Origin of the sequence: Azospirillum sp. ST 5-10, from assembly GCF_051225715.1 — a bacterium.
In the GTDB taxonomy this organism is placed as follows: Bacteria; Pseudomonadota; Alphaproteobacteria; order Azospirillales; family Azospirillaceae; genus Azospirillum.
This window is the reverse complement of record NZ_JBPJSP010000005.1, coordinates 36,189-57,121: the sequence shown is the minus strand read 5'-3', so window position 1 is coordinate 57,121 and position 20,933 is coordinate 36,189. Positions and strand designations below refer to the sequence as shown.

Below are 20,933 nucleotides of genomic sequence, written 5' to 3'. Positions count from 1 at the left end.
CATGAGCGAGTGGCTTTCCGCGGTGGTGCCGGCGCTGGAGCCGTGGCAGACCGGCCTGATCTTCGCCCTCTACATCACCTACAAGGTGGTGCTGGGGGGCTGGATCGTCGCCAAGGCCGGGCGCAGCCCGATGTGGGTGCTGGTGGTGCTCGTCCCCTGGGCCGAGCTGGTCGGGATCTGGCTGTTCGCCTACGCCCGCTGGCCCTTCATGGAGCCGCCGGCCGGCGCGGAGTAGCCGCCGGACGGGCTTGAAGCCCGCCGCGACACGCCGTACTGTCGCCGCTCCCGACCTACCCTTCGGCGTGAGCGAGTCCCATGAGCGGTGCGACCGGCAAAGAGATCAAGAAAGTTGTGCTCGCCTATTCCGGCGGCCTCGACACCTCGGTGATCCTGAAGTGGCTGCAGGAGACCTACCGTTGCGAGGTGGTGACCTTCACCGCCGACCTCGGCCAGGGCGAGGAGCTGGAGCCGGCGCGCAAGAAGGCGGAGATGCTGGGCATCAAGCCCGAGAACATCTTCATCGACGACCTGCGCGAGGAGTTCGTGCGCGACTTCGTCTTCCCGATGTTCCGCGCCAACACCGTCTACGAGGGCGTCTACCTGCTGGGCACGTCGATCGCCCGGCCGCTGATCGCCAAGCGCCAGATCGAGATCGCCAACCAGGTCGGCGCCGACGCCGTCGCCCACGGCGCCACCGGCAAGGGCAACGACCAGGTCCGCTTCGAGCTCGGCTATTACGCGCTGCGCCCCGACATCAAGATCATCGCCCCCTGGCGCGAGTGGGACCTCAACAGCCGCACCAAGCTGATCGACTACGCCGAGAAGAACCAGATCCCGATCGCCAAGGACAAGCGCGGCGAGGCCCCCTACTCCACCGACGCCAACCTCCTGCACATCTCCTACGAGGGCAAGGCGCTGGAGGACCCGTGGATCGAGCCGGACGAGGACATGTACACCCGCTCGGTCGCCCCGGAGAAGGCGCCGGACACCCCCGCCTACGTGGAGATCGAGTTCCGCCGCGGCGACGCCGTCGCCGTGAACGGCACGCCGATGTCGCCGATGCAGGTGCTGACCGAGCTGAACCGGCTGGGCGGCGAGAACGGCATCGGCCGCCTCGACCTGGTGGAGAACCGCTACGTCGGCATGAAGTCGCGCGGCGTCTACGAGACGCCGGGCGGCACGGTGCTGCTGGCGGCCCACCGCGCCATGGAGAGCATCACGCTCGACCGCGGCTCGGCCCACCTCAAGGACGAGCTGATGCCGCGCTACGCCGAGCTGATCTACTGCGGCTACTGGTGGAGCCCCGAGCGCCTGGCGCTGCAGGCGCTGATCGACCAGACCCAGGAGGTGGTGAACGGCACGGTGCGGCTGAAGCTCTTCAAGGGCAACATCATGGTGGCCGGCCGCAAGTCGCCCAACTCGCTCTACCGCATGGACTACGTCACCTTCGAGGAGGACAGCGTCTACAACCAGAAGGACGCGGAAGGCTTCATCAAGCTGAACGCGCTGCGCCTGCGCCTCGGCGCCATGGCCCGGCAGGGGCTGAAATAGGCCGCGGCGTCGAACGCGTCCGTTCTCATCTCGACAAGCCACTGGCTCTCGACCGGCTGGCGGCGGTGGACTGTCTTTCGCGATGGGGGCGGACGCTTTGTGACACGCCACGCCCCCACCCCGCCCCTCCCCCGCTTCGCAGGGGAGGGCGCTTGGTTTGCCCTTTCCTGCGAAGCGGCAAGGGAGGGGCCCATGCGCAGCATGGGAAGGGTGGGGGCAAGGCGTGTGTCTGCCTGTTGGCCCAGCAGTATCCATGTCATGCCTCACGAAGTGAGGCGGACTGACGTCGATCTGTCGCTGCCAGCGGCAGGCGGGGAAACCGTCAGCGCCCCGCGTCCCGGAACAGCCAAGGATGCAGGGCCCGCGCCCGGTGGCGGAACAACGCGGCCAGCGTGCCACGCAGGCGGTGGAAGAACGGTAATCCCCGCATAGGCTCCTCCCTGTCGCACCGGAGGAGAAGCGCAAAGATGGTGCCAAGCCCGAACCGTGCAAGCCGGAGCGATGGGCCGTCCGGTCGTGCATGCGATTCCGGCATATGCCCAACTCAGGTGCATTCTGCCCGCCGATTGCGCTCACTCGACCCTGGCGACCGTGGAAAAGAGCGCATCCGCCGCTGGCACGCCCCTTGCGAGGACCGTGGCGCATCTAGGGTTCCGGCCCGCCGCAGGCGGGTGACTGGTCCGAGAGGTGCGATCCAGCGGTGGCCTCCGCTGGACACACGGCGGGACAAAAGCCCGGGAGGTTCGCGTACCGATGTGGGGGTCCCCCGGAGGGATCGCCGCGCGGTCGGGCCGTCCCGGCACGCCCCGCCCCCCTCGTCGGTACGGCCGTTCAAACGGAGCCGAGGAGGGACATCGATGCTCACACTGCCGAACACCGTCAAGGGGCTCGCCGCGTTCGTCAAGGGTCTGGCCGCCGCGGCCCTGGTGCTGGCCGCCGCCGGTCCGGCCATGGCCGCGCCGAAAAAGGAGTTCTCGCTGGCGTGGTCGATCTACGCCGGCTGGATGCCATGGTCCTACGCCGCCGAGAGCGGCATCCTGAAGAAGTGGGCCGACAAGTACGGCATCACCATCGAGCTCACCCAGATCAACGACTACATCGAGTCGATCAACCAGTACACCGCCGGCAAGTTCGACGGCGTCGTCGCCACCAACATGGACACCCTGACCATCCCCTCGGCGGGCGGCGTCGACACCACGGCGCTGATCCTCGGCGACTACTCCAACGGCAACGACGGGGTGGTGCTGAAGGGCGGCAAGAGCCTGAAGGACATCAAGGGCCGCAAGGTCAACCTGGTGGAGCTCTCGGTCTCCCACTACCTGCTGGCCCGCGCGCTGGATTCGGCCGGCCTGTCGGAGAAGGACGTCACCGTCGTCAACACCTCCGACGCCGACATCGTCGCCGCCTACGCCGCGCCCGACGTCGAGGCGGTGGTGACCTGGAACCCGCAGCTCGCCGAGATCCGCAAGGCGCCGGACGCCACGATGGTCTTCGGCAGCGCCGACGTCCCCGGCGAGATCATCGACATGACCGTGGTCAACACCGCGGTGCTGGCGGACAACCCCGCCTTCGGCAAGGCCCTGGTCGGCGCCTGGTTCGAGGTGATGGCGGTCATGGCCAAGGACGACACCGACGGGCTCAACGCCCGCTCCGCCATGGCGTCGGCCTCGGGCACCGACCTCGCCGGCTACGACGCCCAACTCAAGACCACCCGCATGCACTACACCGCGGCCGAGGCGGCGGCGTTCGCCACCAGCGCGGAGCTGGTGCGGACCATGGACCGGGTGCGCACCTTCTCGTTCGAGCACGGGCTGCTGGGCGAGGGGGCGCCGTCGGCCGACGCCGTCGGCATGGCGTTCCCCGGCGGCAAGACGCTGGGCGATCCCGCCAACGTCAAGCTGCGCTTCGACCCGGCCTACGTGACGATGGCCGCCGACGGCGCGCTCTGAGGCCGCGCCCGTGCGCCGGATCATGAACCGGCGGCCGGACCGGCTGGGCGTGCTGCTGCTGGGCGCCCTGCCGTTCCTGATCGTGGCGGCCCTCTACGTGACGGGCTCCGCGGTCCGGCTCGCCGACAACCCGAACGACAAGCTGCTGCCCTCCCTCGCCAGCCTCGGCGACGCCGTGGCCCGCTACGCCGCCGAGCCGGACAAGCGCTCGGGCGCGCTGCTCCTGTGGGCCGACACCGCCGCCAGCCTGGTCCGCCTCGTCCTCGGCCTCGGGCTGGCGACGGCGGCGGGGCTGGCGGTGGGGGTGCTCAACGGGCTGATCCCCTACGCCCGCGCCGGGCTGGCGCCGTTCGTGGCGGCGCTGTCGATGGTGCCGCCGATGGCGGTGCTGCCGATCCTCTTCATCGTCTTCGGGCTGGAGGAGCTGTCCAAGGTCATGCTGATCGCCATCGGCGTCTCCCCCTACCTCATGCGCGACCTCGCCTTGAAGGTTGAGGAGCTGCCGGCCGAGCAGCTCGTCAAGGCGCAGACCCTGGGCGGCTCGACCTGGCAGATCCTGCTGCGGGTGGTGCTGCCCCAGGTGCTGCCGCGCCTCATCGACGGGGTGCGGCTGTCGCTGGGGCCGGCCTGGCTGTTCCTCATCGCCGCGGAGGCGATCGCCGCCTCGGAGGGGCTGGGCTACCGCATCTTCCTGGTGCGGCGCTACCTCGCCATGGACGTGATTCTGCCCTACGTGGCCTGGATCACCCTGCTGGCCGCGGCGATGGACCTGTCGCTGCGGGCGCTGTCGCGGCGCGCCTTCCCGTGGACCCGGGCCGGACGGGGGGCGTGATGGCGCTGCTCTCGGTCACCGACCTGTGGAAGGAGTACGCTGGCCAGCCGGTGCTGGAGCGCATCAACCTGGAGGTCGAGGCCGGCGCCTTCTGCACCGTCGTCGGCGCGTCCGGCTGCGGCAAGAGCACCTTCCTGCGCCTGCTGCTCAGCCAGGAGCGGCCGTCGCGCGGCACCATCCTGCTCGACGGCGCCCCGCTGCCGGAGGACCCTGGCCCCGACCGCGGCGTCGTGTTCCAGCGCTACTCCGTCTTCCCGCATTTGACGGCGCGGGAAAACGTGGCGCTCGGGCTCGAGCTGCGGGCCTCGCCGCTGCTCGGCCGGCTGTTCGGCGCCAAGCGCCGGCGGGCGCTGGAGGAGGCGGAGCGGGCGCTCGCCTCGGTCGGGCTGGAGGCCGCCGCGGGCAAGTACCCGGCCGAGCTGTCGGGCGGCATGCAGCAGCGCCTCGCCATCGCCCAGGCCCTGGTGCTGCGGCCCAAGGTGCTGCTGCTCGACGAGCCCTTCGGCGCGCTCGACCCCGCCACCCGCGGCCAGATGCACGAGCTGGTCTCCCGTCTCTGGCGCGAGACGCGGATGACCGTGTTCATGGTCACCCACGACATGAAGGAGGCGTTCGCGCTCGGCACCCGCCTCCTCGTCTTCGACAAGGTCCGCCACGACCCGCAGGCCCCCGCCGCCTACGGCGCGACCATCACCTACGACCTGCCGCTGAACGACACCAGCTGCATTCCCGTCCATTTCCTTCGCACCGAGAAGGTCCCGCAATGCTTGACCGCATGACGAGCACGCTGCGTCCGCGCATCCGGAGCGGGCGCGACGAGCGCCGCTTCCACCATCCCGATTTCCGCATCATGCAGGCGCGCGGCTGGAAGGCCGCCATGGCCGAGGCCGACATCCCCACCGCGCGGTGGGAGGAGGAGCTGAAGCGCAACCTGGAGAACGGCCTCAGCGCCGCCGACAGCGTCGAGGACCGCACCATCCCGACCTTCGCCCGGGGCGAGCTGCCGCACTTCGCCGGCATCAACACCTTCCTCAAGGCGCCCTACGTGGAGAACGTACGCGAGGTCGCCAAGTACGACGCCGCCATCATCGGCGTGCCCTTCGACGGCGGCACCACCTACCGCCCCGGCACCCGCTTCGGGCCGCAGGGCATGCGCCGCATCTCCGCCCTCTACACCCCCTACAACTACGAGCTGGGGGTCGACCTGCGCGAGCAGATGACCCTGTGCGACGCCGGCGACGTCTTCGTCATCCCCGCCAACATCGAGAAGACCTTCGACCAGATCACCCGCGCCGTGTCGCACGTGGTGTCGTCCGGCGCCATGCCGATCATCCTCGGCGGCGACCACTCCATCGGCTTCCCGACGGTGCGCGGCGTGGCGCAGTGCACCTCCAAGCGCATCGGCATCATCCACTTCGACCGCCACGCCGACATCCAGGAGAAGGACCTGGACGAGCGGATGCACACCACGCCGTGGTTCCACGCCACCAACATGCCCAACGTGCCGGCCACCAACCTGGTGCAGATCGGCATCGGCGGCTGGCAGGTGCCGCGGGAGGCGGTGAAGAACATCCGCGACCGCACCACCAACGTGCTGACCATGCGCGACTTCGAGGAGCTGGGCGTCGACAAGACCGCCGAGATCGCCCTGGAACTGGCCTGGAAGGACGCCGACGCGGTCTACATGAGCTTCGACATCGACTGCGTCGACTGCGGCTTCGTGCCCGGCACCGGCTGGCCCGAGCCCGGCGGCTTCCTGCCGCGCGAGGTGCTGAGCCTGGTCGGCAAGATCGCCGCCGAGGGGCTGTGCGGGCTGGAGGTGGTGGAGGTCTCGCCGCCCTACGACACCTCCGACATCACCGCACTGCTGGGCGTGCGCGTCGTCGTGGACGTGCTGGGGACGCTGGTGGCGCACGGCAAGATGGGCGCCCACAAGGCGGTGTTCGACAAGCCGGTGGAGTTCCGATGACGCACGAGGAGGAACACCTGCTGGAGGAGGCCTTCGCCGACGGCTTCCGCCGCGCCGCCGACAAGCTGGCCTTCCTGCGCCTCGCCCGCATCCCGGCGGAGCTGGAGCGGCCCGGCGGCCTCGGCCTCAAGCTGGTCGAGGTGCGCTTCGAGGAAAGCCACGCCGTGGGCACCGCCTCGCCCGGCTTCGGCTCCCGCGAGCTGGTCTACCATCCGCTGCCCGGCCGCCTGATCACCGCCGGCACCCGCCTCCTCTTCCGCTACGTCTCGGCCGACGGTGTCACCGACCTGTCCCTGGCCGAGGTGCTGGAGCGCGCCGGGCTGGAGGCGCCGCACGACCATCATCACGATCATGACCATGACCATCATCATCATGGGCACCACCATCATCATCACGGCCACTGACCGGAGAGACCGATCATGACCACGTTCCTTGCCGCCGCCGCCGGCATCGCCGCCGCCCTGCTCGCCGCTCCGGCCCTGGCCCACACCGGCCACCCCGAGGGGGCCGGCTTCGTCCATGGCGTCCTGCACCCGCTGGGCGGCATCGACCATCTGCTGGCGATGGTCGCCGTCGGCCTGTGGGCCGCCCGCCAGGGTGGGCGCGCCGTGCTGCTGCTGCCGGCCGCCTTCGTCGTCATGCTGGTGGGCGGCGCCGCCCTGGGGATGGCCGGCGTCGCCCTGCCGGCGGTGGAGGCGGCCATCGCCGCCTCGGTGGCGGTGCTCGGCCTGCTGGCGCTGCTGAACCGGCGGCTGCCGCTGGCCGCCGGCATGGCGCTGGTGGGCGCCTTCGCCGTGTTCCACGGCCACGCCCACGGGGCGGAGATGCCGGCCGGCGCCGACGCGCTCGGCTACGGCCTCGGCTTCGTCGCCGCGACGGTCCTGCTGCACGCCGCCGGCGTCGTCACCGCGCTGGCCGGCCGGCTGGCGCTTCGGCGGGCGGCGCGGGCCTGAACCCGGCGGGCCGCGCACGGCTGCGAACGTGCGGATCGAGAACGCAAAGGTTGGAAGGATGAAAAAAGGGCCTCCTTCCTACCTTCCGATCTTTGCGTTTCTGATCCGAACGCCGTCGGTCCGTCCGGCGCCTCCCGACCGGCTCACTCGCTCGTCTTCTCCGGCATGACCACGGGCAGGCCGGCCTCCTTCCAGGCCTTGAAGCCGCCCTCGAGGTGGCACACCGGCTCCAGCCCCATGGCCTGCACCGTGTCGGTGGCGAGCGCCGAGCGCCAGGCGCTGGCGCAATAGAAGACGAACCGCTTGCCCGAGGCGAAGACCGGCTTGTGGTAGGGGCTCTCGGGATCGACCCAGAACTCCAGCATGCCGCGCGGCGCGTGCAGGGCGCCCGGGATCATGCCGTCCCGCTGCAGCTCGCGCACGTCGCGGATGTCGACGAACACCACGTCGGGGTCGCCGTGCAGGCCCAGCGCCTCCTGCCGGCCGATGGTCGTGATGCGCGCGTCGGCGTCGGCGAGCAGGGCCTTGTAACCCCTGGTGATCGGCATGGCGTGTCCTCCCGGTGTCTCGGTCCGAGGCATGGTAGGAGGTCGCGCCGTGCCGGTCCAGCCGGCCGCGCCGGTCCTCACCCCGCCGGCTGCGGATCGCCCAGGGCGGCCGGCGCGCGCAGCAGGTCGACGAGGTCGGTCATCTCGCGGACCAGCGCGGCGATGTCGTCGGCGATGGCCGTGAGGTCGGCGGACAGGTCGGGCGACATCGAGACGGCGTCCCGGGCGATCGCCATGAGGTAGTCGCCGTCGTCCCAGCCGTGGGCGAGGTCGCCGTAGCCGTCCGCCTCGCCGTCCACGGCGGCGGCCGCCCGGTGGCCGTCGTCGGCCCGGCGGTTGTCGTTGGCGACATGCCACTCCGGCCGATCCCCCGGCTCGCCGTCGCCGCTCCCGCCGGTCATCGCGTCGGCACCACCCATGAACATTTCCGTTTCCTCAACCATTCGGACACCCAGCGCCCCGTCTGTTCGGTCCTTCCCTTAGCAAACCGCTTGCCATCGCCGGCGGACGGGCCGGAATGGCCGAAACCGGCGGTTGCCGCGGGGGCACGGCCGCCGGACAGCCCCTCGATGCAGCGGCGGGCGCTGCCGCAACCGCGAACTGCGTTGCAATATGCACATCGCGAGAGAGAGGCCGTTGCCGGACCGTGACGGCGCCAACATATCAGGGGGCCAAGGACAGCGGAGATGACAGGATGGCAGACCTGAACGGCGTCCCCGTCGCACCGGAGCGCATCGAGGAGGAGGAACGGGTGGTGCGCCGCCGCTTCTGGGGCAAGCTGCGCGCCAACCTGCACCGGCTGCCGTTCCTCGACCATCTGCTGGCGGCCTATTTCTGCGCCATCGATCCGGCGACCCCGGTGCGCGCCAAGGCCGTGCTGCTGGGGGCGCTCGCCTACTTCATCCTGCCGACCGACGCGGTGCCGGATTTCCTGCTGGCGGCCGGTTTCACCGACGACGCGGCGGTGCTGATGACGGCGGTCCACACCGTGCGCAGCCACCTGCGCCCCGCCCACTACGAGCGCGCCCGCGTCGTCCTGGAGGCCGAACGCGCGACCGCCGAGGCGGCCTAGCCGGCTGTCCCAGCCGATCCCCATGGGCCGGCTCGGAAACCCTGCAAGCCCAGAGAGTCCGCACGTTCGCCCAGGCCGGGCCGCAGCGGGGCTCGATCCGGGCGGACGCGCTCAGGGCTTGGCCGGCGATTCCGCCGCCGCCGCCCCGGCGGTGCGGGCGGCGCGGGCCACCACCGCCTCGCGGTGGGCGATGTAGAGGGTGGAGGCGACGATGATGCCGGCCCCCACCCAGGCCCAGCCGTCCATCACCTCGCCGAAGACGAGATAGGCGATCAGCGCCGACACCGGCAGCTTGACGTAGTCGAAGGGCATCAGCGCCGACGCCTCGGCCAGCGCGAAGGCGCGGGTCATCGCCAGGTGGCCCAGGGTGAGGATGCCGCCGAGCAGCGCCAGCAGCCCCAGGGTCGTCGGGTCGGGCCAGCGCCAGACGAAGAGGGCCGGCACCAGCGACATCGGCGTCAGGAACAGCACCATGTAGGTGACCATGGCGGCGGCCGTCTCCGAGCGCGCGAGCGAGCGCACCTGCAGCGCGCTGGCGGCGGCGAACATGCAGCTCGCCAGCACGATCAGCGCCGCCCAGGACAGGGTGTCGGCGGCCGGCCGGACGATGACGACGACGCCGAGGAGCCCCGCCGCCACCGCCGCCCAGCGGCGCCCGCGCACCACCTCGCCGAGGACCAGTGCGGCGCCGATGGTGGCGAACAGCGGCGTGGTGAAGCTGAGCGCGGTGGCGTCCCCCAGCGGCATCGCCGACAGGCCGTAGAACCACAGCAGCATCGAGAAGAGCCCGGTCGTCGCCCGCGACAGGTACAGCCGCAGGCGGCCGGTGCGCATCACCCGCACGCCGCGCGTCACCACCCACGGCAGCATGCACACCAGGCTGAACAGGTTGCGAAAGAACGCCACCTCGAACGGGTGCAGCGTGTCGGTGACGTAGCGCACCAGGGCGTTGCCGACGGCGAAGATCGCCGAGGACAGCACCATCCACAGCGCCGCCTCGGCGGGCGCGGACAGGCGGAAGGGATCGGGGGAGGAACGCACGGGAGGGCGGCCGCAGGCAGGCGTCGGTCGACAGGAATGTGGAGCAGGCTACCACCCCGACCAGGGAACCCCTTCGGAGACTTTGCGCCGCGCCCGCAGGACTGCCATGCTCGCACCGAGGGAGGACGAGGATGGCGAAGCTCATCCCGACGGTGGCGGCGGCCTTCGCGCTGGCCGTCCCGTGCGCCGCCGCCGCGCCGGCGGAGACGCTGCAGGCCTGGTCGGCCGAGGTGCCGAGCGGACGGGTCGAGGCGACGGTGGAGCGCAGCGGCAACCGCGACGCGCTGGTGGTCACCGTGCGGCCCGAGCGCGGCGTGCGCATCCAGCCCTCGGTGCTGCGCATCGACGCCCCCATGCTGATGCGCAGCCGCCTCAAGGGGAAGTTCCCCACCACGGTGCGCGACGCCGGCAAGGGCGGGGTGATGCGCGCCACCCTGCCGGTGACGCAGCGCGGCGGCGTGCGCTTCGGCACGCCCGACAGCAACGACGGCGCCCTGCGGGTCGAGTACCGCTACTGCCCGCAGGAGCGCCCGACCTGCTCGGTCGAGCGGATCGACATCGCGCTGAGGATGGGGAACTGAAGGCCGCGGCCCCGGGGCCAGCCTTTCTGTGGGCCAGCCTTTCCTTGGGCCACCCTTTCTTTGGTGTGCGCGGGGCGCTGTGCTATAGCTCGCCCGTCCCGCCGCCGTACCCCGCCGGAATTCCCGCCCCGCCATGCCCGTTTTCGCCGGAACCGACCTCACCTGCCTGCGCGGCGACCGGCTCGTCTTCACCGGCCTCGATTTCCGGGTCGGGCCGGGCGAAGCGCTGGTGCTGCTGGGTCCCAACGGCTCCGGCAAGTCGAGCCTGCTGCGCATCATGGCCGGGCTGCTGCGGCCCTTCCGCGGCCGTCTCGCCTGGGACGAGGCGGCGCTGGCCGACGACCCCGACCGCCACCGCGGCCGCGCCCACTACGTCGGCCATCTCGACGCCGTGAAGCCGGTGCTGACCGCGGTCGAGAACCTGGCCTTCTGGGCGGCGCTGGGCGGCGCCGACGCGCCGGCCAGCCGCGCCCGCGAGGCGCTGGAGCGCCTCGGCGTGCCGCACATCGCCGCGGTGCCCGGGCGCTACCTGTCGGCCGGCCAGAAGCGGCGGCTCAACCTGGCGCGCATCCTCGCGGCACCGGCGCCGCTGTGGCTGCTCGACGAGCCCACGGTGGCGCTCGACCGCGCCGCGGTGGGGCTGCTGGAGGGGCTGATCGCCGAACACCGCGCGGCCGGCGGCATGGTGGTGGTCTCCACCCACGCCGACATCGCCCTGCCCGGCGCCGGCACCCTGCACCTCGACGACTTCGCCCCGGCGGGACCCGATGACGGGGATGGGGACGGGGACGACGGCGTCGACGGCGAGGAGGGCGCACCATGAACCGTTTCCTGACCCTCATCGGGCGCGACCTGCGGCTGGCCCTGCGCCAGGGCTCCGACGCGACCATCGCGGTGATGTTCTTCGTGCTGTGCGTGGTGCTGTTCCCCTTCGGCGTCGGGCCGGAGCCCAACATCCTCGCCCGCATCGCCGCCGGCGTCATCTGGGTGGCCGCACTCCTGGCCTCGCTGCTGTCGCTGGAGCGGCTGTTCCAGAACGACTACGAGGACGGCTCGCTCGAGCTGCTGGTGCTGACGCCGCTGCCGCTGGAGGCGGTGGTGCTGGCCAAGACGCTGGCCCACTGGCTGGTCACCGGCGTGCCGCTGATCGTCGCCGCCCCGCTGCTGGCGGTGCTGCTCAACATGGAGGCCGGCGGCTTCGCCGTGCTGGTGCTGACCCTGGCCGTCGGCACCCCGGTCCTCAGCCTGATCGGCGCCATCGGCGCGGCGCTGACGCTCGGCGCGCGCCGCGGCGGCGTGCTCTTGTCGCTGCTGATCCTGCCGCTCTACATCCCGGTGCTGATCTTCGGCGCCGGCGCCATCGACGCCGCCATCCTCGGCCTCAGCCCGCGCCCGCACCTGCTGCTGCTGGCCGGCATCCTCGCCGCCGCGCTGCCGCTGGCGCCGTGGGCCGGGGCGGCGGCGCTGCGGCAGGCGGTGGAGTAGGGCCGGCGGCGCCGGGAACACCGCCGCCCCCCTCGGGTTGAGTCCCTCCAGGCCCACAACCGAGGCGGACCGCCATGTCGATGGACGATTTCCAGCCGCCGGGCGACCCGCGCCGCCCGGAGAACCAGGGCACCCGCCCGACGCCCGGCGAGGCGGCCGAGCGGGTGCGCCACGGCGACGTGGGCGGCCGCCCGCGCGAGCGCGCCCTGGCCTGGGGGGCCACCGCGGTGGCCCTCGGCCTGCTCATCGTCGTTCTGGCAACGATGCTTTGACGGAAATGGTCGTTACGGTACCGCAACGACTGCCTTGACGGGCAGGTGGTCGGAGGCCCGGCGGGTGACGGTGGTGCGCACCACCTCGAACGCCGGCAGCTGCAGGCCGCCGCGCACGTAGATGCGGTCGAGGCGCAGGGTCGGCATGCGGGCGTGGAAGCTGCGCGGGCTGGCCCAGTCCTCGAAGAAGGTGCCGAGCCGGCGCAGCCGGGCCGAGTTGGGGGCCCATTCGTTGAGGTCGCCCATGAACAGCGCCGGCAGGGCGGGCTCGCGTCCGATCAGCGCCAGCACCTGCGCCACCTGGTTGGCGCGCTCCCAGGGATCGAGGCCGAGATGGGCGACGACGACGCGCACCGGCCGGCCGTCCACGTCCACCACCATGTCGATGCCGCCGCGCGGCTCGCGGTGCGGCACGCGCAGGTCGATGGGCCCGAACGAGCGCACCGGCAGGCGGGTGAGGATGCAGTTGCCGTAATGGGCGCGCGTGTTGTGCTTGGTCGGCCCGGGGTAGGCGGTGAGCCCGGTCTCGCGGGCGAGATAGGCGAACTGGTCGACGCCGGCCTCGCCGCGGTGGTGCCAGCCCACCTCCTGCAGGCCGATCAGGTCGACGTCGAGGCCGCGGATCACCTCGGCCACCCGGTCGGGCGCGAAGCGCGCGTCGAGGCCGACGCAGGAATGGATGTTCCAGGTGGCGGCGCTGAACGACGCCATGCCGTCCGGCACGGTGCCGTCGCGCCGTTCCGGCGGTCGCACGCGCCGCCGCGCGCGGGCGGCGCGCAGCGCGGCCGCCAACTGCTCGACGCGTTCTCGGCTGACTCGGATCACGGTCCTTCGGTCCCCCTTGGCTTGCGGGCGCGGCGGCCGGCGAGGAGCCGGCCGGCCAGCCACCCGGCGGCGACGGTCAGCACGCCCGCCCCGGCCAGCAGCGCCATGTCGGCGGCGGTCGGGCTCTCCAGCGTGCGTTCGAGCTGCCGCCCGAGCAGGCTGAACGCCAGCGTGCCCGGCGCCAGCCCGATGACGGTGCCGAGCACGAAGTCCAGGAAACGGACCCGCGACGCCCCGGCCGCCAGATTGATTACGGTGTAGGGGGCGACCGGCACAACCCGGATCGTCGCCACCGCCAGGATTCCCCGCTCGGCGAGCCGCCGGCTGGCCCGCACGACGCCGCGCCCGCCCAGCCGCTCCAGCGGCCGCCGGCCGAGCCGCCGGCCGATCCAGAAGGCGCAGACGGCCGACGCCAGCGCCCCCGCCATCGCCGTGAGGAAGCCGGGCAGCGGCCCCAGGGCGATGGCCGTCGCCGCCACCAGCACGGTCAGCGGGAACAGCACGAAGCCGGCGGCGACGAAGGCGGCGACCAGCCAGAACGGGCCCAGAGCCGTGTCGCCCAGGCTGCGGACCGCCGTCAGGACGCTGTCGAGGGACGCCCAGGCGGCGAGGTCGGTCCACCGCCACGCCGCCGCCAGCCCGGCCAGCCCCAGCGCCACCGCCAGCGCCGCCGCCCAGGCGCCCCAGCGGCGCGGAATGGCCGACGGCAGGGCGCGGCCGATCAGCGCCGCCGCCGGCCGGTCCGGGTCGAACAGGCGGGTCTGCGCCATCAGCGCGGCGAACGGGCCGAACTCGCTGCCGGCCACCGCCTCCAGCGGCAGCAGGCGCCGTCCGCCGTCGGCGCACAGCGTCTCCACCGTGCGGATCAGCGACCCGGTGGCGGCCAAGGTCGCGGCGACCCGCTCCGCCGTGGTGCCGAGATGCTCGGCCACCAGGTCGTTCCGGGTCAGCGCGACGGCGCGGCGCGCCTCGGCGTCGTCGGAACCCGCCTCCACCGCCAGGTCGCATTCGCTGTCGACGCCCATGGAGCGGTTGGCCAGGTTGGCGGAGCCCACCCGCAGCAGCCGGTCGTCGACCACCATCACCTTGGCGTGCACGGTGATGCAGCGGTCGTCGTCGGTCACCGCGGCGTAGAGGCGGAAGCGGCCGTGGCGGTCGGCGGCCCGCAGCGACTCCACCAGCCGGGCCCGCGCCGCCGACATCAGCGCGTTCTCCAGGCCGTTGGGGGTGCGGATCGGGTTGACCACGACCACCTCCGGGCCGTCGGGCTCGGCCAGCCGCGCCCGCAGCGCCTCGGCCACGGCGTCGCTGGCGAAGTACTGGCTCTCCAGGTAGATGCAGTCGCGGGCGGCGGCGATGGCGGTGCGGTGCAGCGCCTCCACCTCGGCGACCTGCGGGCGGCCGTTGTAGGCGGGGTCGGTGCGGGCGATGCCGACGGCGCGGTCGCGCAGCAGCGGCCGCAGACGGGCCGGCCAGGGGTCGGGCCCGCGCGCCCCGGCCGGCACCGGCGGCGGCGCCTCGCCGGTGGCGCGGCGCCAGCGCTCGCGCACCAGCTCGGCGAGCGCCCGGGCGGCCTCGCCGTCGACCGCCATCATGGCGTCGTGGAACGGCTCGTAGGGCTTGCCGTCGGGCTGGCGGCGCAGCGGCTCGTCGCCGCGGTGGGCGCGGGTGTCCCAGCGGTTGGCGGTGATGTCGATGCCGCCGCAGAAGGCGACCCGGTCGTCGATCACCAGGATCTTCTGGTGGTGGCAGCCCTCGGCGGGATGGTCGCCGTCGATGCGGTACTGCAGGCGCGGGTGGGTGAACCAGCGCTTCAGGGCGAGCGGCTTCTGCCAGCGCTTGACGGCGAACAGCTCGGCGTAGTCCCACTTGAGCACGCGGATCTCCAGCCCGGGCCGCGTCGTCGCCAGCCAGTTCAGGAAGGTGCCGAGCCGGTCCGGCCGGCCGCGGTGGCGGACCTGCGGCATCAGCCGCGTCCGCGTGTCGACGTCCCAGGCGGCCAGCAGGATGGAGTGGCGCGCCCGCCGCATCGCTTCCTTGGCCAGCGCGAAATAGTCGGCGGCGTCGACGATAACGGCGATGCGGTCGGCGTGCTCCAGCCGCCAGCAGGTCTCCCCCGCCACCAGCAGGGGCGCGGCGGCGGGTGCGGGGGAACTCGTCGGGGCGGGGGTTGCGGGCATGGGCGGGCGTCGTCCGGTCGTTGGCACGGGAGAGTAACACCGTGGCGGCCCCTCGGCTCCCGCCCGCCGACCATACAACCGCGCGCGACGGCCGGAAATCCTTGCCGCACCGCGACGCTGCGCTTACGGTCGCCGGGTGCCCACCTCCGCCGCGCCGCGCCCCATGCCCCCGTCCGCCCGTCCCATTCCCCGCCACGGCGGTAAGCGATGCTGAGCGCCGCCGTCCGCCGGCTGGCCGTCCGGCTGGCGGTCCTGCCGCTGCTCGCCGCCGCCGTGCTGTTCGCCGCCCCGCCGCCGGCCGGCGCGGCGCTGGCGCGGGCGGCGGCCGGCCTGCCCGCCACCGCCGGCCTGGTGACCGCGGCGCTGGCCGGCGGCCTGGCGCTCGGCACGGCGCTCGGCCTGGCGGCGGCGCGGCTGCCGCGGCCCGCCGGCCGCACCGTGCGCGGGCTGCCGGCCGTCCTCGGGCCGGCCGTGCCGGCGTTCCTGGCGGCGGCCCTGGCCGTCGCCGCGGGCGGCCACGGCTTCGCCGCCCTCGCCGCCGCGCTCGCGCTGGCACCGCTCGTCGAGGCGGCGCGGCTCGCCGGCGACGGCTTCGCGACGGCGCTCGACGGCGGCTTCGTGCTGGCGGCGCGCAGCCGCGGCCTGGACGCCCGGCGGGTGGCGTGCCGCCTCGCCCTGCCGCCGGCGTTGGCCGGGGTGGCGGCGGCGACCGGCCGGCTGGCCGCGGCGGTCACCGCCGCGGCGGTCGCCGCCGAGGCGCTGGCCGGACGGGCCGGCACCGGCGGGACGCTGGTCGCCGCCCTGCGCGGCGCCGACCCGGCGACGGCGCTGGCGGCGGCGGCCCTGCTGGGCGGGCTGGTGCTGCTGCTGGACGCCGCCGGGCAGCTGCTGCGGGCGCGGCTCGACCCGCGCTCCCCGGCCGGCTAGGAGCGGCGATGCTCGACGACGGCTTCGCCGGCCCTCCCGACACGCCGTGGCGCCTCGCCTGGCGCCGCTTCGCCGCGCACCGCACCACCGTGCACGCCCTCGGGCTCCTGGCGGTGATGCTGCTGGCCGGCCTGGTCGAGCCGGTGATGAACGCCCGCTACCAGGGCGACCCCGTGCTGCGCGCCCTCGGCGCCGCCCCGGAAAGCTTGGCGTTCGCCCTGCTGGCCGGCGGCACCGGGGCGGCGGCGGGGCTGGCCTGGGGCGCGGCGGCGGCGCTGCTCGGCGGCCGCGCCGGCCGCCTGCTGACGGCGCCGGCGCGCGGCATGGCGGCGCTGCCGCTGATGCTGCTCCCGCTGCTGGCCGGCGGCCTGTGGGGGCGGGACGCCGGCCTGCTGGCGCTGAGCATCGGCGCGGCGGTGGCGCCCGGCGTCGCGGTGGCGGTGCAGCGGGCGGCGCAGGAGACGGCGCGCCGGGAGTTCCTGGCGGCGGCGGAGGCCGCCGGCCTGTCGCCGGGCCGCGTCCTGATCCGCCACCGGCTGCCGGCGCTGGCCGCCCCCTTCCTGCTGGCGGCCTGGCCGGCGCTGCCGCAGGCGCTGACGGCCGAGAGCTTCGCCAGCCTGCTGGGCCTCGGCATGCCGCCCGGTCCCGCCACCTGGGGCATGCTGCTCGCCGGCAGCGCCGCCGGTCCGCTGCTCCCCGACCTCGTCGCCCCGGCGCTCGTCCTCGCCGTCACCCTGCTGGCGCTGAACGCGGTGGGCGACGGGCTGCGCCGCGCCCTGGCGGAGCCCGGTCCGTGACCGCCGGCGGGCTGCGGGCCGAGGGCCTGACGGTGCGCGCCGGCACGGCGCTGCTGCTCGACCGCGTCGACCTGGCGGTGGCACCGGGCGAGGCGGTGGCGGTGACAGGCCGCGCCGGCGCCGGCAAGAGCCTGCTGCTGCGCCTGCTCGCCGGCCTGCCGCCGCCGGGTCTGGCGGCGGACGGCAGCGTGACGGCACCGCGCCGCACCGTTCTGCTGCCGCCGGGCGGCGGGCTGGCGCCGCACCGCACGCTGGGCGCCCAGCTCGCCGAGACGCCGGCCCTGGACGGCCTCGACCGCCGCGCCGCGGCGCGGCGCGGCGTCGACTTGCTGGAGGAGCAGGAGGTGACGGCGGCCCAGCGCCGGCTGGCCCTCTACCCGCACGAGCTGCCGCCCGGCGTGCGCTGGCGCGCCGCCCTGGCCCTGGCCCTGGCGGCGGAGCCGGCGGCGCTGCTGGCCGACGCGCCGGCCGCCGATCTCGACCCGACGGTGCGGGCACGCCTGCTGCACCGTCTGGCGGCGCTGGCGCGGCGGCGCGGGATGGCGCTGCTGCTGGCCGGCCGCGCCGGGAGCGGCGTGGCGAGCCCGGCCGACCGCGTCGTGTCGCTGGACGGCGGCCGCCTCGGCCCCGCCCCTGCGGTTCCGCTGCCGGTCCTCGACGACCCGCCGCCGGCGGGGGCGCCCGCCCTGTCGGTGCGCGACCTGCGCATCGCCTTCTCGCTGGCGGCCGGCCCACTGGCGGCCGGGCGGCGGGGCGGCGGGATGCTGAACGCGGTCGACGGCGTCAGCTTCGACGCCGCCGACGGCGACGCCGTCGCCCTGGTGGGCGAGAGCGGCAGCGGCAAGTCGGTGCTGGCCCGCGCCCTGGTGCGGCTGGTGCCGGTGGCCGGCGGCCGCGTCACCTGGCTCGGCCAGGATCTCACCGCCCCCGGGGCGGCCACCCTGCGGCTGGCCCGCCACGTCGCCCAGCCGCTGTTCCCCGATCCGCGCGCCGCACTGGACCCGTCCATGACGGTGGGCGAGCAGGTGATGGAAGCGGTCGCGGCCCTGGTTCCGGAGGCCGACGCGGCGGCCCGCCTCGACCTCGCCCTGCGGGAGGCCGGGCTGCCGGCCGCCGCGGCCCGGCGCCATCCCGCCTCGCTCAGCCCGGGCGAGGCGGCGCTGGCCGGGCTCGCCCGCGCGTTGGCGCCGGGGCCGGCGCTGCTGGTGGCGGACGAGCCGCTGGCGACGCTCGACCCGGCCGAGGGGGCCGCCCTGCTCGACCGCCTGCTGCACGCCCGGCGCGCGCACGGGCTGACGGTGGTGCTCGCCACCGCCGACGCCGGCCTCGCCGTCCGGGCGGCCCACCGGGTCCTCGTGCTGCTGCTCGGCCGCGTCGTCGAGGCGGCGGACGCCGGCACCCTGCGCACCGGCGCGGTGCACCCCTACAGCCGCGCCCTGCTCGCCGTCGCCGACGGCCGGGCGCCGGACCTCGCCGGCGATCCGGCGTCGCCGCTGATGCCGCCCTCCGGCTGCCCCCTGCACCCGCGCTGCCCCGCCGCGCGCGACCACTGCGCCCGCACCGCGCCGGAGCTGGAGCCGGTCGGCCCCGGCCACTTCGTCGCCTGCCACTACTGGCCGGACCTCGGCCGGGACGCCGCGCCGCCGCAGTCGCCGTCGTCGCCGTGACGGCCGCCCGCCGGCGGCGCGGCGCGGACGCGCGAACGCACCGGCGCGGAAGACGGCCGGTGCGGCGGAAGGTGCGCGTGATGCGGAAAGACCGGCGCTCCCGCGGGCCGGGCCCGGCGGGGAGCGGTCCCGGATGGGGTCAGGCGGCCTTCTTCATGGCCGCGGCTTCGGTGAAGCCCTTCACGACCTGCTCGACGAAGGCCGGCAGATCGTCCACCGAACGCGCGGTGATCAGCGTGTCGCCGGCGACCAGCGGCTCGTCCGTCACGACGGCGCCGACGGCGGTCAGCTCGTCATTCAGCGCCTCGGGCGCGGCGACGGTGCGGCCCTTCAGCTTGCCCGACGCGGCGAGGATCTGCACGCCGTCGTCGATGGCGGCCACCGGCTTGCCGGCGTCGAGGAAGTGGCCGACGATGCGGCGGGTGTGGGCGTTCTGGAGCAGCTTGGCGACGCTGCGCTCGCCACCCGGCAACAGCAGCATGTCGAAATCGGAGCCGAGGACGTCGCCGACCTGCTTGTCGACCGGGAAGTAGTGGCCCCAAGCCTTGCCGTGCCAGCCGTTCACCAGCCCCTGCTCGGGCGAGATGGTGCGCAGCGCGGCGCCGGTCTTCAGCAGAGCCCGCTGCGGCTCCGTCATCGTGGTCTCTTCGAAGCCGTTGGCGACGAGAATGGCAATGGTCTTTCCTGCGAGGGCTTGATCCATATCTGTTCGATCCTTTCTTCTGTTGATCCTAAACGACGCGCGCAGAACACGCCCGCGCAGAGCCACCGCAACCGAGCCCACAACGGAATCCCGCCCGGATACCGCGCGATCCGGACACGGCCGGCCGAGTCATGCCCGCACATCCGGAATGGGAAATCCGGCACCGTGCCGGGGAAGTGGCGCGATGCGGCGATGAGACCCGACGCCGGTCCTTCATGGGGTGCCGGCGTAGGAGCAGCGATGCTCCGGTCGTTTCGATTTTTGCATGGAACACAAGTGGGCCTTTGAAGGTCCCGAGTCAATCCTTGATTCCGCGCCGCAACGTATGGCCGACCCGCGGCCCGCGCAAGCAACGCTCACGCCGGCCACGGCCGTCCGGCGGCCGCCACGCCCGGCAAAACCCGCCGCGCCGCACCGGCCGCAAAACCGCCATGCCGACGCCGCGGGGCTCGGCTTCCCCCGCAATGGGCGAAGGCGGACGCGCGAAACACAACCCGTCGCCCGGGAGCGCAGGGGATCGGCGAGCGGCTTCGACGACCAGCGACAGGGGCGTCCCGGCGGCGCCCGAGACCGGCGCACGCCTGGACCGGCGCGCAGCGACACGCGGCGACACTAGGCAAACGTCCGCCGATCGCCTAGAAATCGCCCATGAGCACTGCACTGCGAATCGGCACGCGCGGCAGCCCCTTGGCGCTGGCGCAGGCCCACGAGACCCGCGACCGCCTGGCCGCGGCGCATCCCGACCTCGCCGGCCCGGACGCCATCGCCATCGTCGTCATCAAGACCACCGGCGACCGCATCCTCGATCGCACGCTGGCCGAGGCCGGGGGCAAGGGCCTGTTCACCAAGGAGATCGAGGAGGCCCTCCAGGACGGCCGCATCGATCTGGCGGTGCACTCCATGAAGGACGTGCCGACCTGGCTGCCGGACGGCCTGGAGCTGGCGGCGCTGCTGCCGCGCGAGGACCCGCGCGACGCCTTCTTCGCGCGCGGCGGCCACGGGCTGGACAGCCTGCCGGCGGGCTCGGTGGTCGGCACCGCCGGGCTGCGCCGCCAGGCGCAGGTGCTGGAACGCCGCCCCGACCTGACGGTCGTGCCGTTGCGCGGCAACGTGCAGACGCGCCTCGCCAAGCTCGACGCCGGCGAGGTCGACGCCACCCTGCTGGCGCTCGCCGGCCTGCGCCGCCTCGGCCTCACCGAGCGGATCAGCGCCGTGCTCGAGCCGGAGGTCATGCTGCCGGCGGTCGCCCAGGGCGCCATCGGCATCGAGATCCGCAGCGCCGACGACCGCACCCGCGCCTGCGTCGCCGCCCTGAACTGCCCCGCCACCGCCAAGCGCGTGGCGGCGGAGCGGGCCCTGCTGGCGGCCCTCGACGGCTCCTGCCGCACGCCGATCGCCGCCCTCGCCGAACTCGCCGGCGACCGCCTGGAGCTGCGGGCCAAGGTGCTGTCGCCCGACGGCCGCCAGGTGTTCCGCGCCGAACGCTCGGGTGCGTCGGGCGACGCCGCCGCCCTGGGGGCCGACGCCGGCGCCGAGATCAAGGCGCGGCTGCCGGCCGGTTTCTTCCAGGCCTGAAGGGCG

At 74.0% G+C, this 20,933-nt stretch carries 23 protein-coding genes and 1 riboswitch; of the genes, 17 read left to right on the top strand and 6 right to left on the bottom strand.

Translation table 11 applies throughout. The annotated features are described in order from the left end of the window. Position 1 precedes the first annotated feature (1 nt). From ACSBPG_RS07835 to ACSBPG_RS07800, 8 genes are all read left to right on the top strand, one after another. Entirely contained in the window at positions 2-235 is a 234-nt protein-coding gene (locus tag ACSBPG_RS07835; protein WP_435536576.1) for a hypothetical protein, read from the top strand. Positions 236-315: 80 nt separating this feature from the next. Further along, positions 316-1,551, top strand: a complete 1,236-nt coding sequence (locus tag ACSBPG_RS07830; RefSeq protein ID WP_435536575.1) for an argininosuccinate synthase — start codon at positions 316-318, stop codon at positions 1,549-1,551. A 634-nt stretch (positions 1,552-2,185) separates the two neighbouring features. Further along, positions 2,186-2,294, top strand: a riboswitch (guanidine-I (ykkC/yxkD leader). Between the two features lie 114 nt (positions 2,295-2,408). Next, complete coding sequence (locus ACSBPG_RS07825; RefSeq protein ID WP_435536574.1) at positions 2,409-3,500, top strand: putative urea ABC transporter substrate-binding protein; 1,092 nt, start codon at positions 2,409-2,411, stop codon at positions 3,498-3,500. Positions 3,501-3,510: 10 nt separating this feature from the next. Beyond that, complete coding sequence (locus ACSBPG_RS07820) at positions 3,511-4,332, top strand: ABC transporter permease (protein WP_435536573.1); 822 nt, start codon at positions 3,511-3,513, stop codon at positions 4,330-4,332. After that, on the top strand, positions 4,332-5,111 hold the full coding sequence (locus tag ACSBPG_RS07815; protein ID WP_435536791.1) for an ABC transporter ATP-binding protein: 780 nt from the start codon (positions 4,332-4,334) through the stop codon (positions 5,109-5,111). The genes ACSBPG_RS07820 and ACSBPG_RS07815 overlap by 1 nt, the downstream gene beginning before the upstream one ends. After that, the gene (locus tag ACSBPG_RS07810; protein WP_435536572.1) at positions 5,096-6,301 is read left to right on the top strand and encodes an agmatinase family protein; all 1,206 of its coding nucleotides are present in this window, start codon (positions 5,096-5,098) and stop codon (positions 6,299-6,301) included. Before ACSBPG_RS07815 ends, ACSBPG_RS07810 begins: the two co-directional genes overlap by 16 nt. Next, positions 6,298-6,705 (top strand): hypothetical protein, encoded by a 408-nt coding sequence (locus ACSBPG_RS07805; protein WP_435536571.1) that lies wholly within the window; start codon positions 6,298-6,300, stop codon positions 6,703-6,705. The genes ACSBPG_RS07810 and ACSBPG_RS07805 overlap by 4 nt, the downstream gene beginning before the upstream one ends. A gap of 15 nt (positions 6,706-6,720) precedes the next feature. Continuing rightward, the gene (locus tag ACSBPG_RS07800; protein WP_435536570.1) at positions 6,721-7,254 is read left to right on the top strand and encodes a HupE/UreJ family protein; all 534 of its coding nucleotides are present in this window, start codon (positions 6,721-6,723) and stop codon (positions 7,252-7,254) included. Between the two features lie 143 nt (positions 7,255-7,397). Here the strand turns inward: ACSBPG_RS07800 and ACSBPG_RS07795 are convergent, their stop codons facing one another. Together ACSBPG_RS07795 and ACSBPG_RS07790 are read right to left on the bottom strand one after the other, a co-directional pair. Next, positions 7,398-7,802 carry a rhodanese-like domain-containing protein gene (locus ACSBPG_RS07795; protein WP_435536569.1) on the bottom strand — a complete coding sequence of 135 codons (405 nt, stop codon included), beginning with the start codon at positions 7,800-7,802 and terminating at the stop codon, positions 7,398-7,400. A gap of 77 nt (positions 7,803-7,879) precedes the next feature. Continuing rightward, the gene (locus ACSBPG_RS07790) at positions 7,880-8,221 is read right to left on the bottom strand and encodes a hypothetical protein (RefSeq protein WP_435536568.1); all 342 of its coding nucleotides are present in this window, start codon (positions 8,219-8,221) and stop codon (positions 7,880-7,882) included. A gap of 275 nt (positions 8,222-8,496) precedes the next feature. On the opposite strand from ACSBPG_RS07790, the gene ACSBPG_RS07785 reads away from it, so the two are divergent. Then, a complete protein-coding gene (locus ACSBPG_RS07785; RefSeq protein ID WP_435536567.1) occupies positions 8,497-8,874 on the top strand; it encodes a YkvA family protein in 378 nt (125 codons plus the stop codon). A gap of 111 nt (positions 8,875-8,985) precedes the next feature. Here ACSBPG_RS07785 and ACSBPG_RS07780 read toward each other — a convergent pair whose 3' ends face one another. Then, entirely contained in the window at positions 8,986-9,915 is a 930-nt protein-coding gene (locus ACSBPG_RS07780; RefSeq protein ID WP_435536566.1) for a DMT family transporter, read from the bottom strand. Between the two features lie 131 nt (positions 9,916-10,046). Between ACSBPG_RS07780 and ACSBPG_RS07775 the strand changes: the two genes are divergently transcribed. The 4 genes from ACSBPG_RS07775 to ACSBPG_RS07760 all read left to right on the top strand — a co-directional run bounded on the left by ACSBPG_RS07775 (position 10,047) and on the right by ACSBPG_RS07760 (position 12,253). Further along, positions 10,047-10,496: a hypothetical protein gene (locus ACSBPG_RS07775; RefSeq protein WP_435536565.1), complete on the top strand. Its 450-nt coding sequence runs from the start codon at positions 10,047-10,049 to the stop codon at positions 10,494-10,496. Between the two features lie 133 nt (positions 10,497-10,629). Then, the gene (gene ccmA / locus ACSBPG_RS07770) at positions 10,630-11,319 is read left to right on the top strand and encodes a heme ABC exporter ATP-binding protein CcmA (protein ID WP_435536564.1); all 690 of its coding nucleotides are present in this window, start codon (positions 10,630-10,632) and stop codon (positions 11,317-11,319) included. Next, positions 11,316-11,981, top strand: coding sequence for a heme exporter protein CcmB (gene ccmB, locus ACSBPG_RS07765; protein WP_435536563.1), 666 nt, complete (start codon positions 11,316-11,318; stop codon positions 11,979-11,981). Before ccmA ends, ccmB begins: the two co-directional genes overlap by 4 nt. A gap of 74 nt (positions 11,982-12,055) precedes the next feature. Continuing rightward, positions 12,056-12,253 carry a hypothetical protein gene (locus ACSBPG_RS07760; protein WP_435536562.1) on the top strand — a complete coding sequence of 66 codons (198 nt, stop codon included), beginning with the start codon at positions 12,056-12,058 and terminating at the stop codon, positions 12,251-12,253. Positions 12,254-12,265: 12 nt separating this feature from the next. On the opposite strand, the gene ACSBPG_RS07755 is transcribed toward ACSBPG_RS07760, so the two are convergent. Beyond that, positions 12,266-13,078 carry an endonuclease/exonuclease/phosphatase family protein gene (locus tag ACSBPG_RS07755; protein ID WP_435536561.1) on the bottom strand — a complete coding sequence of 271 codons (813 nt, stop codon included), beginning with the start codon at positions 13,076-13,078 and terminating at the stop codon, positions 12,266-12,268. Further along, the gene (locus ACSBPG_RS07750) at positions 13,075-15,258 is read right to left on the bottom strand and encodes a VTT domain-containing protein (protein WP_435536560.1); all 2,184 of its coding nucleotides are present in this window, start codon (positions 15,256-15,258) and stop codon (positions 13,075-13,077) included. Before ACSBPG_RS07750 ends, ACSBPG_RS07755 begins: the two co-directional genes overlap by 4 nt. Positions 15,259-15,465: 207 nt before the next feature. On the opposite strand from ACSBPG_RS07750, the gene ACSBPG_RS07745 reads away from it, so the two are divergent. Genes ACSBPG_RS07745 through ACSBPG_RS07735 form a run of 3 tightly spaced genes read left to right on the top strand, consistent with a single transcriptional unit; the run spans position 15,466 to position 18,649 of the window. Beyond that, on the top strand, positions 15,466-16,185 hold the full coding sequence (locus ACSBPG_RS07745; RefSeq protein WP_435536559.1) for an ABC transporter permease subunit: 720 nt from the start codon (positions 15,466-15,468) through the stop codon (positions 16,183-16,185). Positions 16,186-16,193: 8 nt separating this feature from the next. Continuing rightward, positions 16,194-16,982, top strand: coding sequence for an ABC transporter permease subunit (locus tag ACSBPG_RS07740; protein ID WP_435536558.1), 789 nt, complete (start codon positions 16,194-16,196; stop codon positions 16,980-16,982). Beyond that, a complete protein-coding gene (locus tag ACSBPG_RS07735) occupies positions 16,979-18,649 on the top strand; it encodes an oligopeptide/dipeptide ABC transporter ATP-binding protein (protein WP_435536557.1) in 1,671 nt (556 codons plus the stop codon). The genes ACSBPG_RS07740 and ACSBPG_RS07735 overlap by 4 nt, the downstream gene beginning before the upstream one ends. Before the next feature lie 139 nt (positions 18,650-18,788). Here ACSBPG_RS07735 and ACSBPG_RS07730 read toward each other — a convergent pair whose 3' ends face one another. Continuing rightward, positions 18,789-19,352 carry a DJ-1/PfpI family protein gene (locus tag ACSBPG_RS07730; protein ID WP_435536556.1) on the bottom strand — a complete coding sequence of 188 codons (564 nt, stop codon included), beginning with the start codon at positions 19,350-19,352 and terminating at the stop codon, positions 18,789-18,791. A 648-nt stretch (positions 19,353-20,000) separates the two neighbouring features. Between ACSBPG_RS07730 and hemC the strand changes: the two genes are divergently transcribed. Beyond that, a complete protein-coding gene (hemC, locus tag ACSBPG_RS07725; protein ID WP_435536555.1) occupies positions 20,001-20,927 on the top strand; it encodes a hydroxymethylbilane synthase in 927 nt (308 codons plus the stop codon). Positions 20,928-20,933 lie beyond the last annotated feature (6 nt).